Source organism: Clostridium sp. DJ247 (genome assembly GCF_014231265.1).
Genome location: NZ_JABAIW010000007.1, coordinates 88,580 through 104,812, shown reverse-complemented (window position 1 = coordinate 104,812; position 16,233 = coordinate 88,580). Strand labels below are relative to the sequence as shown.

The 16,233-nt window shown below is 34.5% G+C and carries 32 protein-coding genes and 1 pseudogene; all 33 read left to right on the top strand.

All coding sequences use genetic code 11. The features are described from left to right. Positions 1-219 (top strand): annotated as a pseudogene (gene tuf, locus HGI79_RS04900) (elongation factor Tu); the annotation flags it as partial. A gap of 334 nt (positions 220-553) precedes the next feature. Further along, on the top strand, positions 554-862 hold the full coding sequence (gene rpsJ / locus HGI79_RS04895; protein WP_185649539.1) for a 30S ribosomal protein S10: 309 nt from the start codon (positions 554-556) through the stop codon (positions 860-862). A gap of 73 nt (positions 863-935) precedes the next feature. After that, entirely contained in the window at positions 936-1,565 is a 630-nt protein-coding gene (gene rplC, locus HGI79_RS04890; RefSeq protein WP_185649538.1) for a 50S ribosomal protein L3, read from the top strand. A gap of 25 nt (positions 1,566-1,590) precedes the next feature. Beyond that, positions 1,591-2,211: a 50S ribosomal protein L4 gene (rplD, locus tag HGI79_RS04885; protein WP_185649537.1), complete on the top strand. Its 621-nt coding sequence runs from the start codon at positions 1,591-1,593 to the stop codon at positions 2,209-2,211. Continuing rightward, positions 2,211-2,504 (top strand): 50S ribosomal protein L23, encoded by a 294-nt coding sequence (gene rplW, locus HGI79_RS04880; protein WP_185649536.1) that lies wholly within the window; start codon positions 2,211-2,213, stop codon positions 2,502-2,504. Before rplD ends, rplW begins: the two co-directional genes overlap by 1 nt. Before the next feature lie 58 nt (positions 2,505-2,562). Further along, positions 2,563-3,396 carry a 50S ribosomal protein L2 gene (gene rplB / locus HGI79_RS04875; RefSeq protein ID WP_185649535.1) on the top strand — a complete coding sequence of 278 codons (834 nt, stop codon included), beginning with the start codon at positions 2,563-2,565 and terminating at the stop codon, positions 3,394-3,396. A 67-nt stretch (positions 3,397-3,463) separates the two neighbouring features. Next, positions 3,464-3,745 carry a 30S ribosomal protein S19 gene (rpsS, locus tag HGI79_RS04870; protein ID WP_185649534.1) on the top strand — a complete coding sequence of 94 codons (282 nt, stop codon included), beginning with the start codon at positions 3,464-3,466 and terminating at the stop codon, positions 3,743-3,745. Between the two features lie 22 nt (positions 3,746-3,767). Further along, positions 3,768-4,103, top strand: coding sequence for a 50S ribosomal protein L22 (rplV, locus tag HGI79_RS04865; RefSeq protein ID WP_185649533.1), 336 nt, complete (start codon positions 3,768-3,770; stop codon positions 4,101-4,103). A gap of 15 nt (positions 4,104-4,118) precedes the next feature. Continuing rightward, entirely contained in the window at positions 4,119-4,790 is a 672-nt protein-coding gene (gene rpsC, locus HGI79_RS04860; RefSeq protein WP_185649532.1) for a 30S ribosomal protein S3, read from the top strand. Positions 4,791-4,807: 17 nt separating this feature from the next. After that, positions 4,808-5,251: a 50S ribosomal protein L16 gene (rplP, locus tag HGI79_RS04855; protein ID WP_185649531.1), complete on the top strand. Its 444-nt coding sequence runs from the start codon at positions 4,808-4,810 to the stop codon at positions 5,249-5,251. Beyond that, positions 5,241-5,453, top strand: a complete 213-nt coding sequence (gene rpmC / locus HGI79_RS04850; RefSeq protein WP_185649530.1) for a 50S ribosomal protein L29 — start codon at positions 5,241-5,243, stop codon at positions 5,451-5,453. The genes rplP and rpmC overlap by 11 nt, the downstream gene beginning before the upstream one ends. A gap of 20 nt (positions 5,454-5,473) precedes the next feature. Then, positions 5,474-5,728, top strand: a complete 255-nt coding sequence (gene rpsQ / locus HGI79_RS04845; RefSeq protein WP_185649529.1) for a 30S ribosomal protein S17 — start codon at positions 5,474-5,476, stop codon at positions 5,726-5,728. A gap of 29 nt (positions 5,729-5,757) precedes the next feature. Continuing rightward, positions 5,758-6,126 (top strand): 50S ribosomal protein L14, encoded by a 369-nt coding sequence (gene rplN / locus HGI79_RS04840; protein WP_185649528.1) that lies wholly within the window; start codon positions 5,758-5,760, stop codon positions 6,124-6,126. 18 nt (positions 6,127-6,144) lie between these two features. Further along, the gene (gene rplX, locus HGI79_RS04835; protein WP_207725708.1) at positions 6,145-6,468 is read left to right on the top strand and encodes a 50S ribosomal protein L24; all 324 of its coding nucleotides are present in this window, start codon (positions 6,145-6,147) and stop codon (positions 6,466-6,468) included. A 21-nt stretch (positions 6,469-6,489) separates the two neighbouring features. Beyond that, a complete protein-coding gene (gene rplE / locus HGI79_RS04830; protein ID WP_185649527.1) occupies positions 6,490-7,035 on the top strand; it encodes a 50S ribosomal protein L5 in 546 nt (181 codons plus the stop codon). Between the two features lie 12 nt (positions 7,036-7,047). After that, positions 7,048-7,233: a type Z 30S ribosomal protein S14 gene (locus tag HGI79_RS04825; protein WP_185649526.1), complete on the top strand. Its 186-nt coding sequence runs from the start codon at positions 7,048-7,050 to the stop codon at positions 7,231-7,233. A 31-nt stretch (positions 7,234-7,264) separates the two neighbouring features. After that, positions 7,265-7,663, top strand: coding sequence for a 30S ribosomal protein S8 (gene rpsH / locus HGI79_RS04820; protein ID WP_185649525.1), 399 nt, complete (start codon positions 7,265-7,267; stop codon positions 7,661-7,663). 34 nt (positions 7,664-7,697) lie between these two features. Then, positions 7,698-8,240: a 50S ribosomal protein L6 gene (gene rplF / locus HGI79_RS04815; protein ID WP_185649524.1), complete on the top strand. Its 543-nt coding sequence runs from the start codon at positions 7,698-7,700 to the stop codon at positions 8,238-8,240. Positions 8,241-8,258: 18 nt separating this feature from the next. Next, complete coding sequence (gene rplR / locus HGI79_RS04810) at positions 8,259-8,618, top strand: 50S ribosomal protein L18 (RefSeq protein WP_185649523.1); 360 nt, start codon at positions 8,259-8,261, stop codon at positions 8,616-8,618. 16 nt (positions 8,619-8,634) lie between these two features. Further along, positions 8,635-9,132 (top strand): 30S ribosomal protein S5, encoded by a 498-nt coding sequence (rpsE, locus tag HGI79_RS04805; protein ID WP_185649522.1) that lies wholly within the window; start codon positions 8,635-8,637, stop codon positions 9,130-9,132. A gap of 12 nt (positions 9,133-9,144) precedes the next feature. Further along, entirely contained in the window at positions 9,145-9,324 is a 180-nt protein-coding gene (gene rpmD, locus HGI79_RS04800) for a 50S ribosomal protein L30 (protein ID WP_185649521.1), read from the top strand. A 22-nt stretch (positions 9,325-9,346) separates the two neighbouring features. Next, positions 9,347-9,787: a 50S ribosomal protein L15 gene (gene rplO, locus HGI79_RS04795; protein ID WP_185649520.1), complete on the top strand. Its 441-nt coding sequence runs from the start codon at positions 9,347-9,349 to the stop codon at positions 9,785-9,787. Further along, positions 9,788-11,068 carry a preprotein translocase subunit SecY gene (gene secY / locus HGI79_RS04790; RefSeq protein ID WP_185649519.1) on the top strand — a complete coding sequence of 427 codons (1,281 nt, stop codon included), beginning with the start codon at positions 9,788-9,790 and terminating at the stop codon, positions 11,066-11,068. Positions 11,069-11,091: 23 nt separating this feature from the next. Further along, positions 11,092-11,745: an adenylate kinase gene (locus HGI79_RS04785; protein ID WP_185649518.1), complete on the top strand. Its 654-nt coding sequence runs from the start codon at positions 11,092-11,094 to the stop codon at positions 11,743-11,745. Then, complete coding sequence (map, locus tag HGI79_RS04780; protein ID WP_185649517.1) at positions 11,742-12,491, top strand: type I methionyl aminopeptidase; 750 nt, start codon at positions 11,742-11,744, stop codon at positions 12,489-12,491. The genes HGI79_RS04785 and map overlap by 4 nt, the downstream gene beginning before the upstream one ends. A 5-nt stretch (positions 12,492-12,496) precedes the next feature. Continuing rightward, complete coding sequence (locus HGI79_RS04775; protein WP_395939508.1) at positions 12,497-12,790, top strand: RNA-binding protein; 294 nt, start codon at positions 12,497-12,499, stop codon at positions 12,788-12,790. A gap of 7 nt (positions 12,791-12,797) precedes the next feature. Then, the gene (gene infA / locus HGI79_RS04770) at positions 12,798-13,016 is read left to right on the top strand and encodes a translation initiation factor IF-1 (protein ID WP_185649516.1); all 219 of its coding nucleotides are present in this window, start codon (positions 12,798-12,800) and stop codon (positions 13,014-13,016) included. Positions 13,017-13,032: 16 nt separating this feature from the next. After that, entirely contained in the window at positions 13,033-13,146 is a 114-nt protein-coding gene (gene rpmJ, locus HGI79_RS04765) for a 50S ribosomal protein L36 (protein ID WP_039312872.1), read from the top strand. A gap of 175 nt (positions 13,147-13,321) precedes the next feature. Then, on the top strand, positions 13,322-13,693 hold the full coding sequence (rpsM, locus tag HGI79_RS04760; RefSeq protein ID WP_185649515.1) for a 30S ribosomal protein S13: 372 nt from the start codon (positions 13,322-13,324) through the stop codon (positions 13,691-13,693). A gap of 24 nt (positions 13,694-13,717) precedes the next feature. Beyond that, positions 13,718-14,116, top strand: a complete 399-nt coding sequence (rpsK, locus tag HGI79_RS04755; RefSeq protein ID WP_185649514.1) for a 30S ribosomal protein S11 — start codon at positions 13,718-13,720, stop codon at positions 14,114-14,116. Between the two features lie 20 nt (positions 14,117-14,136). Next, positions 14,137-14,757 carry a 30S ribosomal protein S4 gene (gene rpsD / locus HGI79_RS04750; RefSeq protein ID WP_185649513.1) on the top strand — a complete coding sequence of 207 codons (621 nt, stop codon included), beginning with the start codon at positions 14,137-14,139 and terminating at the stop codon, positions 14,755-14,757. 62 nt (positions 14,758-14,819) lie between these two features. Then, on the top strand, positions 14,820-15,767 hold the full coding sequence (locus HGI79_RS04745; protein WP_185649512.1) for a DNA-directed RNA polymerase subunit alpha: 948 nt from the start codon (positions 14,820-14,822) through the stop codon (positions 15,765-15,767). Positions 15,768-15,818: 51 nt separating this feature from the next. Next, the gene (rplQ, locus tag HGI79_RS04740; protein WP_185649511.1) at positions 15,819-16,160 is read left to right on the top strand and encodes a 50S ribosomal protein L17; all 342 of its coding nucleotides are present in this window, start codon (positions 15,819-15,821) and stop codon (positions 16,158-16,160) included. Positions 16,161-16,233: the final 73 nt, after the last annotated feature.

Here is a 16,233-nt window from a genome sequence, read left to right as displayed (position 1 = left end):
TTCTTTAACGGATACAGACCACAATTTTACTTCAGAACAACAGACGTTACAGGATCATTAGCACTACCAGAAGGAGTGGAAATGGTAATGCCAGGAGATCACATAGACATCAATGTTGAATTAATCACACCAGTAGCAATGGATGAAGGATTAAGATTCGCTATAAGAGAAGGCGGAAGAACTGTAGGTTCAGGCGTTGTTTCTTCAATAGTTGAGTAGTAGTTACTAAAAAAATTAAAGGCCTTTAATAAAGAAAGGAAAGAGGACGCTCTTTCCTTTTTTAATAAAATTTATAGATATTTAAATTTATACTTGTCAAATTTAAAATAGTATTGTATAATTAAGAAGTTGTAAAGTGATAACAGTGATGAGGTAAGAGGTTGCCGGACTTCCGGGTAATTCTTAACTGAGTATGCCTAAGTCTTGAACTGGGCGACGGTGGTTCTGTTTGCCGCGTTTTGTAAAAAAATATGCAACACCCGGAACAGTTTACAGAACACATCCGCTGTTGTACGTAAGAAGTAGAGCGTGCATGAAAAGGAGGGAAACATTAATGGCAAAACAAAAAATAAGAATCAGATTAAAAGCTTTTGATCATAACATATTAGATCAGTCAGCTGAAAAGATCGTAGAAACAGCAAAATCAACAGGAGCTAAGGTGGCAGGTCCAGTACCACTACCAACAGAAAAAGATGTTGTTACAATATTAAGAGCTCCACATAAATATAAGGATTCAAGAGAGCAGTTCGAAATAAGAACTCACAAAAGACTTATAGATATAATAAGTCCATCACCAAAGACAGTCGATTCTTTAATGAGACTTGACTTACCAGCTGGTGTTGATATTGAAATAAAACTTTAATTGTAATAGATAGACTATTACTAACTATTATGATCGCAATGTGATCCGCTAATATGTTGAGGAGGTGTACAGAATGAAAAAAGCTATACTAGGTAAGAAACTAGGTATGACTCAAATATTTGATGAAAACGGAAAAGTGATTCCTGTTACAGTTATTGAAGCAGGTCCATGTGTAGTTGTTCAAAAGAAAACTGTAGAAAAAGATGGTTATGATGCTATACAGGTAGGATTTGCTGATATAAGAGAAAAGCTTCTTAATAAGCCAGTTAAAGGACATTTTGCTAAGGCTGGAGTTTCTTTAAAAAGATTTTTAAAGGAGTTCAGACTTCAAGATACTGCTTCATATGAAGTAGGTCAAGAAATAAAAGCAGATGTATTTGCTGCTGGAGAGAGAGTGGACGTATCAGGAGTTTCTAAAGGTAAGGGATTCCAAGGTACAATAAAGAGATGGAACGGACACAGAGGTCCTATGACTCACGGTTCAAAATTCCATAGAGCAGTTGGTTCCATGGGAGGATCATCAGATCCATCAAGAACTTTCAAAAATAAGAAAATGCCAGGACACATGGGACACGAAAATACAACAGTATTAAACCTACAAGTTGCAAAGGTTATGCCTGAAAAAAATATTATATTAATAAAAGGCGGAATACCAGGACCTAACAAAGGCTTTGTAGTAATAAGAAATACAGTTAAAGCTTAAGTTTTGGTAGAAAGGAGGATGCAGGATGCCTACAGTAGGATTATTTAACAAAGAAGGTCAAAAGGTTGGAGATTTTCAATTATCAGATAACGTATTTGGAGTTGAAGTAAACCAATATGCTTTACATCAAGTAGTTGTTGCACTACTTGCAAATAAAAGACAGGGAACTCAATCAGCTAAAACTAGAGCTGAAGTTTCTGGAGGTGGAATAAAGCCTTGGAGACAAAAAGGAACAGGTAGAGCAAGACAGGGTTCTATAAGAGCACCACAATGGATACATGGTGGTGTGGTTTTTGCAGTAAAACCAAGAGATTATAGAGTATCAGTTCCAAAATCAATGAGAAGAGTAGCTATGAAGTCTGCTCTTACAAGCAAAGTTAATGATAACGAAATATTAGTTTTAGAGAATCTTGAATTAGATGCTCCTAAGACTAAAGAAATAGTTAAAATGTTAAATGCATTAAATGCAAAGAAGACATTAATAGTTACAGCAGAATCAAACGAGAATGTATACAAATCAGCAAGAAACATTGAAGGGGTAGCGGTTTTACCTGTTAACAACTTAAATGTCTATGATTTATTAAAGTATGACAATCTTGTAATAACTAAGGATGCTGTATCAAAAATTGAGGAGGTGTATGCATAATGAAGCTAACTAATTATGATATCATAAGAAGACCAGTTATAACTGAAAAAAGTATGGCTTCTATGGGCGACAAAAAATACACCTTTATAGTTGATATACATGCTAATAAGTCAATGATAAAAAGAGCTGTAGAAGATGTGTTCGGAGTAAAGGTTGAAGAAGTTAAAACCGCTAGATACATTGGAAAAACTAAGAGAGTTGGAGTACATGTAGGAAAAAGAGCGGATTATAAGAAAGCTATTATTACGCTAACTGAAGATAGCAAAACAATAGAATTCTTCGAAGGAATGTAATATAAAAGCAGTTATTGGTTAGATACCAGATAAGCTGGAAAAGGGAGGGAATACTGTAATGGCAGTTAAAGGCTTTAATCCTACCACGCCTTCAAGAAGAGAGATGACTGTAAGCACTTTTGAAGAAATAACTACAAATGTGCCTGAGAAATCACTTCTTGTTGCTAAGAAGAGAAGTGGTGGTAGAAATGCGCAAGGTAAGATAACAGTTCGTCATATTGGTGGCGGTGCAAAACAAAAATATAGAATTATAGATTTTAAAAGAACTAAAGATAGCATACCAGCTAAAGTAGCTACAATAGAATATGATCCAAACAGATCAGCTTACATAGCTCTTGTAGTTTATGCTGATGGTGAAAAGAGATATATAATAGCTCCAGTTGGTTTAAAAGTTGGAGATGTTGTAGTATCAGGACCAGATTCAGATATAAAGGTTGGTAACAGTCTTCCGTTAAAAAACATACCTGTCGGTACAGTAATTCACAATGTTGAGTTACAAGCAGGAAAAGGAGCACAGCTTGTAAGAGCTGCTGGATCTTCAGCACAGCTTATGGCTAAAGAAGGAGATTATGCTACTTTAAGACTTCCAAGTGGAGAAATGAGATATGTTAGAATAGAGTGTAGAGCAACTATAGGAACTGTTTCAAACCTAACACATGAAATAGTTAACATAGGTAAAGCAGGAAGAAAGAGACATATGGGCGTAAGACCTACAGTTAGAGGTTCTGTAATGAATCCTAATGACCATCCACACGGTGGTGGTGAAGGTAAATCACCTATAGGACACCCAGGTCCACTTACTCCTTGGGGTAAACCAGCACTTGGATATAAAACTAGAAAACATAAAAAATACTCAGATAGATTTATTATTAAAAGAAGAAATGATAAATAGTGCGAAGAGAATAGTTTTATTCTCTTCACTAACTATTAGTCAGATTATGTGAAGGGAGGCCAATAATTTGAGTAGATCAATTAAAAAAGGACCTTTTGTTCATGAAGGACTTTTAAATAAAATAAACGAAATGAATAAAAATGGTGACAAGAAAGTTGTAAAAACTTGGTCAAGAAGCTCAACAATATTTCCACAAATGATCGGTCACACTATAGCAGTTCACGATGGAAGAAAGCACGTTCCTGTATACATATCAGAAGATATGGTAGGACACAAATTAGGAGAATTTGTTTTAACTAGAACATTTAAAGGACACAAAGATAAGACTGAAAAGTCAAGCGGTAGATAAACCCGAAAGGAGGTAAAAAACAATGGAAGCTAAATCTATAGCTAAATATGTAAGAATGTCTCCAATGAAGATAGGAATCGTTCTTGATTTAATAAGAGGAAAAAATGTAAATGAGGCTTTTGCTATATTAAAGTATACGCCAAAAGATGCAGCTGAGGTAGTTAACAAAGTTTTAAAGTCAGCTGTAGCAAATGCAGAAAATAACTTAGACTTAGATAGAAATAGCTTATATGTTGCAGAGGCTCATACTGGTCAAGGACCAACATTAAAAAGATTTAGACCACATGCTCAAGGTAGAGCTTTTAGAATAAAGAAAAGAACTAGTCATATAACTTTAATAGTTAAGGAAAGAGCTTAAGAAGGAGGGAAACTGATGGGACAGAAAGTACATCCACATGGCCTAAGAGTTGGCGTAATTAAAGAATGGGATGCTAAGTGGTATGCAGATAGCAAAAATTTTGCAGATAATCTAGTTGAAGATAACAAGATTAGAGAATTTGTAAAAGCAAAAACTGCTTCAGCTGGAGTTTCAAAGATTCAAATTGAAAGAGCAGCTAAAAGAGTTAAATTAAATATATATACTGCTAAACCAGGTATGATTATAGGAAAAGGCGGTCAAGGAATAGATGCTTTGAAAGCTGAAATCCAAAAAATGGTTAGTGATAAGAATATATTAATAAATATTGTTGAAGTTAAATCAGCTGAAGGTGATGCACAGCTTATGGCTGAAAATGTAGCTCAACAACTTGAAAAAAGAATATCTTTCAGAAGAGCAATGAAACAAACAATACAAAGAGCAATGAAAACTGGTGTTAAAGGAGTTAAAACTGCATGTTCAGGAAGACTTGGCGGCGCTGAAATAGCAAGAACTGAGTCATATCATGAAGGAACAATTCCACTACAAACACTAAGAGCTGATATAGATTACGGATTCGCAGAAGCAGATACAACATATGGTAAAATTGGAGTTAAAGTTTGGGTATATAAAGGAGAAGTTCTTCCTGTAAAGAAAGTTATTGAAAATAAGGAAGAAGCTAACGCATAAGGAAGGAGGAATATGACATGTTAATGCCTAAAAGAGTTAAACATCGTAAGGTACAGCGTGGTAGAATGAAGGGTAAAGCTACAAGAGGTAATTTTATCGCATACGGAGATTACGCTATACAGGCTACTGAATGTGGTTGGATTACAAGCAACCAAATAGAAGCTGCCAGAATAGCTATAAATAGATACATCAAAAGAGGAGGAAAACTTTGGATAAAGATTTTCCCGGATAAACCAGTTACTGAAAAGCCAGCTGAAACTCGTATGGGTTCCGGTAAAGGTTCACCTGAATATTGGGTAGCAGTTGTTAAACCAGGTAGAGTATTATTTGAATTATCAGGTGTTAACGAAACAGTTGCAAGAGAAGCTATGAGGCTTGCGTCACATAAGTTACCTATTAAAACTAAGTTCGTAACAAGAAGAGATTTTGAAGAAGTGGGTGGTGAAATCAATGAAGGCTAAAGAACTAAAAGATTTAAGAGAGAGCAGCCCTCAGGATTTACAAGCTAAGCTAACTGATCTTAAAGGAGAATTATTTAACTTAAGATTTCAATTAGCTACAGGTCAATTGGAAAACCCAATGAGAATAAGAGAAGTTAAAAAATCTATTGCCCAAATTAAAACCATCCTTAGAGAAGAAGAACTAAGGGCGTTTGAACAGTAGGCTGAAAGGAGGTTTGTCCTGTGGAAAGAGGAAATAGAAAGACAAGAATAGGCAGAGTCGTTTCTGATAAGATGGAAAAAACTATAGTAGTTGCAGTAGAAACAAAGGTTCGTCATCCGCTATATGGAAAAACTGTTAACAGAACTACTAAGTTTAAAGCTCACGATGAAAATGGTGAAGCTAAAATCAATGATAGAGTTTTAATAATGGAAACAAGACCATTATCAAAGGATAAAAGATGGAGACTTGTTGAAATAGTTGAAAAGGCTAAATAGTCCAAAAAGCTGAAAGGAGGGTATTTTCAATGATTCAGCAACAGACATTATTAAAAGTTGCGGATAATTCCGGTGCTAAGGAAATTATGTGTATTAGAGTATTAGGTGGTTCCAAAAGAAAATATGGAAACATTGGAGATATAATAGTTGCTAGCGTTAAAAGTGCAACACCAGGCGGTGTTGTTAAAAAAGGTGACGTTGTAAAAGCAGTTGTGGTTAGAACAGTTAAAGGTTTGAGAAGAGCAGACGGTTCATACATAAGATTCGATGAAAATGCTGCTGTTATAATAAAAGATGATAAACAGCCAAAAGGAACGCGTATCTTTGGACCAGTTGCAAGAGAGCTAAGAGATAAAGATTTTACAAAAATATTATCATTAGCACCTGAAGTTCTATAAGATAAGGAGGTGGCTATAATGGCAGTTAATAAGATACATGTAAGAAAGAAAGATACAGTTATGGTTATATCCGGAAAAGATAAAGGTAAAACAGGTGAAGTTTTAGCTGTATCACCTAAAACTGGAAAAGTACTTGTTCAAGGTGTTAACGTAGTAACTAAACATCAAAAACCAAATAGAGCAAATATGCAGGGCGGAATAATCCAAAAAGAAGCGCCTATATATAGTTCAAAAGTAATGTTATATTGTGATAAATGTAAATCAGTTACTAGAATAAGTAATAAAGTTTTAGAAGACGGAACTAAAGTAAGAGTATGTAAAAAGTGCGGAGAAACATTCTAATCTTTGAAAGGAGGGCAAAAGATGAGCGTAAGATTACAGGAAAAGTATGAAAAAGAAGTTATTCCAGCGTTGATGGAAAAATTTGCATATAAAAACATAATGGAAGTACCAAAGCTTGAAAAAATAGTTATTAACATGGGTGTTGGAGAAGCTAAAGACAATCCAAAGGCTTTAGAAGCAGCTGTAAGTGATTTAGGTATCATTACAGGACAAAAGCCAGTTCTAACTAGAGCAAAAAAATCAATAGCAAATTTTAAAATAAGAGAAAACATGGCAATAGGTTGCAAAGTTACATTAAGAAAAAACACAATGTATGAATTTGCTGATAAATTAATGAATGTTGCATTACCTAGAGTTAGAGACTTCTCTGGAATTTCAGATAAGTCTTTTGATGGAAGAGGAAACTATTCGTTGGGACTTAAAGAACAATTAATATTCCCTGAAATAGAATACGATAAAATTGATAAAGTTAGAGGTATGGATGTAATTTTCGTTACAACTGCAAAAACTGACGAAGAAGCAAGAGAATTATTAAGATTCCTTGGAATGCCATTTGCTCAAAAATAAGGAGGGAAAAACGTGGCACGTAAAGCTTTAATAGAAAAATGGAAGAAAGAACCTAAGTATTCAACTAGAGCTTATACAAGATGCAGAATATGTGGAAGACCACACTCTGTATTAAAGAAATTCGGTATATGCCGTATTTGTTTTAGAGAACTTGCATACAAAGGTGAAATACCTGGATGTAGAAAAGCAAGTTGGTAATCTTAGTTATTGATGAAAGGAGGCACAATAAATGGTAATGACTGATCCGATAGCAGACTTACTTACACGTATCAGAAACGCAAATATTGTTAAACATGAAATAGTAGAAGTACCTTCTTCGACTATAAAGAAGGCTATATTAGATATAATGCTTCAAGAAGGATATATAAAAGACGTAGAGGAATACACTGATGGTTCCGTCAAAATGTTAAGACTTGCAATGAAATATGGTCAAAACAAAGAAAAAGTTATAACTGGTCTTAAGAGAATTTCTAAGCCAGGATTAAGAGTATATTGTAGAAAAGAAGAAATTCCTAAAGTATTGAACGGACTTGGAATTGCTGTTGTATCAACTTCAAAAGGGATAGTAACAGATAGAGAAGCAAGAAAACTTGGAGTAGGCGGAGAAGTACTTTGCTACATATGGTAATAGTAGTAAATGCACGAATACAGGAGGTGTAATCATGTCAAGAGTTGGAAGACTTCCAATAACTATACCAAGTGGTACTACTGTAACAGTAACACCAGACAACGTTGTTACTGCAAAAGGACCAAAAGGTCAACTTGTTAAGACTATGAGTAAAGATATAAATATAACTGTTGAAAATAATGCAGTAGTAGTTACTAGGGATAGTGAACAAAAACAAATAAGGGCTCTACACGGATTAACTAGAGCTTTAATAAATAATATGGTTATAGGTGTAACTGAAGGATATGCAAAAACACTTGATTTAATTGGTGTTGGTTATAGAGCTCAGTTACAAGGTAAGAAATTAGTAATGAATCTTGGATACTCACATCCAGTTGAAATAGAACCAGTTGAAGGTATAGCTTTCGAAACTCCAGCTGCAACAAAAGTTGTTGTTAGAGGTATCGACAAAGAATTAGTTGGTGCAGTAGCAGCAGATGTAAGAAGTTGGAGAAAGCCTGAACCATATAAGGGAAAAGGAATTAAATACGATAACGAAGTTATAAGACGTAAGGAAGGTAAAACTGGTAAGAAATAATAGAAAGGAGTGAACCCTATGTTTAATAAGGAGGACAAAAACAAAGCTAGAGTAAGACGTCACCTTAGAGTTCGTAAGAAAGTTTTTGGAACACCTGAAAGACCAAGACTTGCAGTATTTAGAAGTGAAAAGAACATATATGCTCAAATAATAGATGATATTAATGGAGTAACTTTAGTTGCTGCTTCAACGTTAGATAAAGACTTTAACGGTGTTGGAAGCAACAAAGAAGCTGCAAAGGTTGTTGGGGAATTAGTAGCTAAAAAAGCTATTGAAAAAGGAATTACAGAAGTAGTTTTTGATAGAGGTGGATATGTATACCACGGAAGAATACAGAATCTTGCAGAAGGCGCAAGAGAGGCTGGTCTACAATTCTAGAGAAGGAGGGAAATAAATGAGAATCGATCCTAGCACGTTGAATCTTAAGGAAAAAGTAGTATTCATAAATAGAGTTGCTAAGGTTGTTAAAGGTGGTAGAAACTTTAGATTTAGCGCACTTGTAGTAGTTGGAGACGAAAACGGACACGTGGGTGTAGGAACTGGTAAATCTATAGAAATACCTGAAGCAATCAGAAAAGCAATTGAAGATGCAAAAAAGAATTTAATTGAAGTTCCAGTAGTAGGTACTACAGTACCTCATGATATAGTAGGAGAATTTGGTACTGGTAGAGTACTTATTATGACAGCAACAGAAGGTACAGGAGTTATAGCGGGTGGTCCTGCTAGAGCAGTACTTGAACTTGCAGGTCTAAAGGATGTTAGAGCAAAATCATTAGGTTCTAATAATCCAAGAAACATGGTTAACGCTACACTAAACGGTTTAGCAAGTTTAAGAACTGCAGAACATATTGCAGCTCTTAGAGGCAAGACTGTTGAAGAGATTTTAGGTTAGGAGGGAACGACCTTGGCTAAACTTAAAATAACTTTAAAAAAGAGTTTAATAGGAAGAAAAGAAGCTCAAATCGCTACTGTTAAAGCTCTTGGATTAAAGAAAATCGGAAAAACTGTTGAACATGAGGATACTCCTCAAATTAAAGGTATGATAAATAAGGTTAGCTTTCTTTTAGATGTAGAAGAAGCTTAATACAGAGGAGGTGTAAATAAAGATGAAACTTCATGAGTTAAAGCCAGCTGAAGGAGCAAGAAAATCTCCTAAAAGAGTAGGTAGAGGTACAGGTTCAGGGCTAGGTAGAAATGCTGGTAAAGGTGAAAAAGGACAAAAAGCAAGAACAGGTGGTGGAGTAAGACTAGGCTTTGAAGGAGGTCAGAACCCACTATACAGAAGACTCCCAAAAAGAGGATTCACTAACATATTTGCAAAACAATATGCTGAAATAAATGTTGAAAGATTAAATATATTTGAGGATGGCGCAGAAGTTACACCTGAATTACTATTAGAAAAGGGTATCGTTAAGAAAGCTAAGGACGGAGTTAAAGTTCTTGGAAACGGCGAATTACAAAAGCAACTAACAGTAAAAGCAGCTAAGTTTACTAAATCTGCAGCTGAAAAGATAGAAGCAGCTGGAGGAAAAGTAGAGGTGATATAGGTGCTATCAACCTTACGTAATGCCTGGAAAGTTCTTGAATTAAGAAAAAGATTATTATTTACATTATTTATGATAGCAATTTTCAGGATGGGAAATCATATTCCTGTTCCTGGAATTGATACCACGAAGCTTACGAATTTAACGCAAAGTGGTTCGTTATTTGGTTTTTATGATTTGATTTCCGGTGGTGCATTTAGCAGATTTAGTATTTTTGCTATGGGTGTAATACCATTCATCAACGCTTCAATTATAATGCAATTACTTACAATTGCAGTTCCTCGTTTAGAACAACTTTCTAAAGAGGGTGAGGATGGAAGGAAGAAGATACAGCAGTATACGAGATATGCTGCCATACCTTTAGGGTTAATACAGTCATTTAGTACTTATGCTATTATAACTAGAGCTGGTGCATTGCAGGGTTCTTCAAATAAGCTTGATGTATTTGTTATAATGTTAACTTTAACAACGGCATCAATCTTCCTAATTTGGGTAGGTGATAAAATTACTGAAAGAGGAGTTGGAAACGGAATATCTTTACTAATATTTGTAAATATAATTTCTACATTTCCTACTACTTTATATAAAATTATGTCACTTCAACAAGCAGAAACAGTTAACTTTATAGAATTAATTGTATTTACTATAGCTGCTGTTGCACTGTTCATTGCAGTTATAATTATGAGTTTAGCTGAAAGAAGAATACCTATTCAATATGCAGGAAAAACTGTTGGAGGCAAAGTATATAAAGGCCAGTCAACGCATATTCCTATTAGTGTAAATGGATCTGCAGTTATTGGGATTATTTTTGCAGTTTCAGTAATGCAATTTCCAATGACAATAGGTCAGTTTTGGCCTAATTCAGCATTCTACAAATTTATAAGTATGAGTAAGTTTAGTTTATTTAAAGAAGGTAGCTGGCAATATGCTTTAACTTACTTCGTATTAACGATATTTTTCACTTGGTTTTATACACAAGTTACCTTTAAACCGGAGGAAATGGCAGAGAATATGAATAAATCCTCTGGATTTGTGCCTGGCATAAGGCCAGGAGAATCAACTGCTGTATATATAGAAAATGTTCTTAGTAGAATTGCTATAATTGGAGGAGCTTTTGCAGGAATAATTGCAATAACACCTATAATAGCTGAGACATATACGAATTTTAAGGGAATCTATTTTGGAGGTACGAGTTTACTAATTATGGTAGGGGTTGCGCTTGATACGTTAAGGCAAATCGAATCTCAATTAGTAATGCGTCATTACCAAGGATTCTTGAGGTAAAAAAGTATTTGGAGATGATGTAGTTGGAAGTAATCTTACTAGGTCCACCAGGAGCTGGAAAAGGAACACAGGCTAAATTAATTAGTGAAAAATATGATATACCTCATATATCTACTGGAGATATTTTTAGAAAGAATATTTCAGAAAAGACTCCATTAGGAATTGAGGCTAAAAAATATATGGATAACGGGCAATTAGTACCAGACGAGGTTACTATAGGAATAGTTAAAGATAGACTAAGTATGGATGATTGCAAAAGTGGTTTTCTACTAGATGGATTTCCAAGAACAGCGAAACAGGCCGAAGCTCTAGACTCATTTTTAAATGATACTGGACTTAAAATTGATACTGCTCTACTTATAGATGTTCCTAGGGAATTTATACTAGATAGAATGACTGGTAGAAGAGTTTGTATATCATGTGGTGCAAGTTATCATATAAAATTCAACCCTTCTAAAGTTGAAAATAAATGTGATATTTGTGGTGGTTCTTTAATTCAGAGAAAAGATGATACAGAGGAAACTGTGAAAGAAAGACTAGATGTATATGATAGACAGACACAACCTCTTATAAATTACTATGCAGAAAAGGGTGCACTCTCCAAAGTTCAAGGAACTGGTGAGATAAGTGATGTCTTTGAAAATATTAGTAATATTCTAGGAGCAGTTGTTAAATGATTATAATTAAGACTGATATGGAAATTGAGTATATGAGACGTGCAGGTAAAGTTGTTGGAAATACCCTGTTAAAGATTGAAGAGGCAATTAGACCTGGAATAACTACTAAGGAATTGGATATAATTGCAGAAGAATATATTTTAAAACATGGTGCAAAGCCATCTTTTAAAGGATATCATGGTTTTCCAGCCTCAATATGTGCTTCAGTTAACAAGGAAGTAGTTCACGGAATTCCATCTAAGCAAACAGTTTTACAAGAAGGCGATATAATTAGCATTGATTGTGGGGCTGTATTGGATGGATATCAAGGTGACGCAGCAAGAACTTTTACTGTAGGTAAGGTTTCAGAAGAAGCCTTAAAACTTATTCAGGTAACAAAAGAAAGCTTTTTTAAGGGTGTTGAAAAGGCTAGTGTAGGTAATAGACTAACTGATATATCCGCAGCTATTCAAAATTATGTTGAAGGTTTTGGTTATTCTGTTGTAAGGGATTATGTAGGTCATGGTATTGGCAAAGATATGCATGAAGATCCAGAAGTACCTAACTTCGGAAGACCAGGTAGAGGGCCTAAACTATCTAAAGGAATAGTATTAGCCATTGAACCAATGGTTAATATTGGTGATTATCAAGTGAGAGTAGAACCTAACAAATGGACTGTTGTAACTGAAGATGAAAGTTTATCAGCTCACTATGAAAATACTGTTGCTATTTTAGACAATGGGCCTGAAATACTAACCTTAGTTTAATAGAGGTGAATATATTGTTGCACAATAATGACTGCATAGGAAGAGTAGTTTATTCTAAAGCAGGAAGAGATAAGGGTAGAGTCCTAATGATATTATCCGTATTAAATGATAAATACGTTAATGTTTGTGATGGAAACCTTAGAACTATAGAAAAACCTAAGAAGAAAAAGGTTAAGCATTTAACCTTTACCATGACAGTGGCTGAAGATGTAAGAGATATGCTACTATCTGGAGAAAAAATTAATAATGTAATGATAAGTAAGTTCTTGCAGTCTTACGACAATAGTAAGGAGGTTTGATTGCCTTATGTCAAAAGATGATGTTATTGAAATGCAGGGTACTGTTGTAGAAGCATTACCTAATGCAATGTTTGAAGTAGAGTTAGAAAGCGGACACAAGATACTAGCACATATATCAGGAAAGTTAAGAATGAACTTTATAAGAATTTTACCAGGTGATAAAGTTACAGTAGAACTTTCTCCATACGATCTTACGCGTGGAAGAATCACTTGGAGAGCAAAGTAATTAAGGAGGGTTTGCTATGAAAGTAAGACCATCAGTTAAGCCTATATGCGAAAAATGTAAAGTTATAAGAAGAAAAGGAAGAGTAATGGTTATCTGTGAAAATCCTAAACATAAACAAAAACAAGGTTAATATAGAAGATTGAAGTTTAAAATTTATTGGTTTTTAAGTTAATAATGTTTTGGGACGCGGCTGTAATAGAATACATTATTTTCTATTGACCTAAAACTTTATATTAAGATATATTTACTATAATATGTTTTACTTTAGTTCTTACCAATTAGATATTCAGGAGGTGTAAATTTTAATGGCAAGAATAGCAGGTATAGATATACCAAAAGAGAAAAGAGTAGAAATAGGTCTAACTTATATATACGGCATAGGACTACCAACTGCTAAAGAAATTCTTAGTGCTACTGGAGTAAATCCAGATGCTAGAGTTAGAGACCTAAGCGAAGAAGAAGTTAACGCACTTAGAGATTATATAAATAAAAACGTTAAGGTTGAAGGTGACCTAAGAAGAGAAATAGCTCTTAACATAAAGAGATTAATAGAAATTGGTTGTTACAGAGGAATAAGACATAGAAGAAGTCTTCCTGTAAGAGGACAAAAAACTAAGACAAATGCAAGAACAAGAAAAGGTCCTAAGAAGGCTGTAGGAGCTAAGAAAAAGAAATAACTTATAGTATAAGGAGGGAAAAAGATGGCAGCTGGAGCAAAGGGTAAAAAGACAAGAAGAAAAAAAGAAAGAAAAAACGTTGAACACGGTTGTGCACATATAAAATCAACTTTTAACAATTCAATAGTAACACTAACTGATGCTACTGGAAATGCTTTATCATGGGCTAGTGCAGGTGGATTAGGCTTTAGAGGATCAAGAAAAAGCACTCCATTTGCAGCACAAATGGCAGCAGAAACTGCAGCAAGAACTGCTATGGAGCATGGTTTAAAGAGTGTTGAAGTTTATGTTAAAGGACCAGGATCAGGAAGAGAAGCGGCTATAAGATCACTACAAGCTGCTGGGTTAGAAGTTACATTAATTAAAGATGTTACTCCAATACCACACAATGGATGTAGACCACCAAAAAGAAGAAGAGTTTAGTAATAGGAGGTGTAATTTTAATGGCAAGATATACTGGACCAGCATGCAGATTATGCAGAAGAGAAGGTTTAAAACTATTCCTTAAAGGGGATAGATGTTATACTGATAAATGTTCATTTTCAAGAAGAGGCTATGCGCCAGGACAACACGGTCAGGCTAGAAAGAAGATATCTAACTATGGCCTACAATTAAGAGAAAAACAAAAAGCTAAGAGAATTTACGGAGTACTAGAAGGCCAATTCAGAAAATACTATGAAAGAGCTGAAAGAGTGAGAGGAATAACAGGTGAAAACCTATTAAGACTTCTTGAATTAAGACTTGATAACGTAGTATTCAGATTAGGATACGGTGGTTCTAGAAGCGAATCAAGACAATTAGTAAACCATGGACATTTCTTAGTAAATGGTAAAAAGGTAGATATTGCTTCATATAAAGTATCAACTGGAGATGTTATATCTGTTAGCGAAAAAAGCAGAGCATCAGAAAAGTTTAAAGTTTTTGCAGAAAATCCAAAAACACTACCAGCTTGGTTAGAGGGAAGTACAGAGGCTTTTGAAGCAAAGATTCTTAGAGAACCTGCAAGAGAAGATATAGATATTCCTGTTAACGAAACACTAATCGTTGAGTTATATAGCAAATAATTGATATAGGATCAGTTGCCCTCAAAATAAATTAATAGATAAATAGAAGGAGGGTTATATTCATGTTAGAGATAGAAAAGCCTAAAATAGAATGTGTTGAAGTTAGTGAAGATGGTACCTATGGGAAATTTGTGGTAGAACCATTAGAAAGAGGTTATGGAACAACTCTTGGTAATGCATTGAGAAGAATTCTTCTCTCATCATTGCCTGGAGTTGCTGCTAATCATATTAAAATAGATGGAGTACTTCACGAGTTTTCAACAGTTCGTGGAGTAAAAGAGGATGTTGCAGAGCTAATCCTAAACATAAAGGGCTTAGCTTTAAAGATGAACGGTGATGGTCCTAAAACTATATATATAGATGCTCAAGGACCTGGAGAAGTTACAGCTGGAGACATAAAGACTGACGGAGATGTTGAAGTAATTAATAAAGATTTACATATAGCAACCCTTGATGATGATGGTAAGTTATATATGGAATTAATTATTAATAGAGGCAGAGGATATGTTTCTCAAACTAAGAATAAATCTGAGGATATGCCAATAGGTACTATTCCAGTAGATTCAATATATACTCCAATAAAAAGAGTTAACTTTGTGGTAGAAAACACAAGAGTTGGTCAAATCACCGATTATGATAAGCTATCTCTAGAGATATGGACTAATGGCACTATAATGCCAGATGAAGCCATAGGCTTATCAGCAAAAATATTAATAGAGCACTTTAAGTTATTTATGACATTAACTGATCATGCAAATAATGTCGAAATAATGGTTGAAAAGGAAGAAGATAAGAAGGAGAAAGTTCTAGAGATGACTATTGAAGAACTGGATCTTTCTGTTAGAAGTTATAATTGCCTAAAGAGAGCAGGAATAAATACTGTTCAAGAACTAACTGAAAGAACTATGGATGATATGATGAAAGTTAGAAACTTAGGTAAGAAATCCTTAGAGGAAGTTGAGCAAAAACTTGAAGGATTAGGGTTATCACTAAAACAAAGTGAAGAGTAATAACTTGTATTTGTTATACTTAAACAAGAGCAAAAGTAAGGAGGTATAGAGATGGCAGGATACCGTAAATTAGGTCGTCCAACTGACCAAAGAAAAGCAATGCTTAGAAACCTTGTTACTAGTTTTTTAAAGCATGGAAAAATTGAAACAACAGAAACTAGAGCAAAGGAAACGAAAAATTTAGCTGAAAAAATGATCACTCTTGCAAAAAGAGGAGATCTTCATGCTAGAAGACAAGTGCTTTCTTTTGTAACTGAAGAGGAAGTAGTAAGAAATTTATTTGATAACGTAGCTCCTAAATATGCTGAAAGAAACGGTGGATATACAAGACTATATAAAGTAGGTCCAAGAAGAGGCGATGGAGCTGAAGTAGTTATACTAGAGTTAGTATAATATTAAGGGGATTAAGGCTAGCTTAATCCCCATTTTGCTATAATATTATAGCAAATAATTATATTAGTATGAA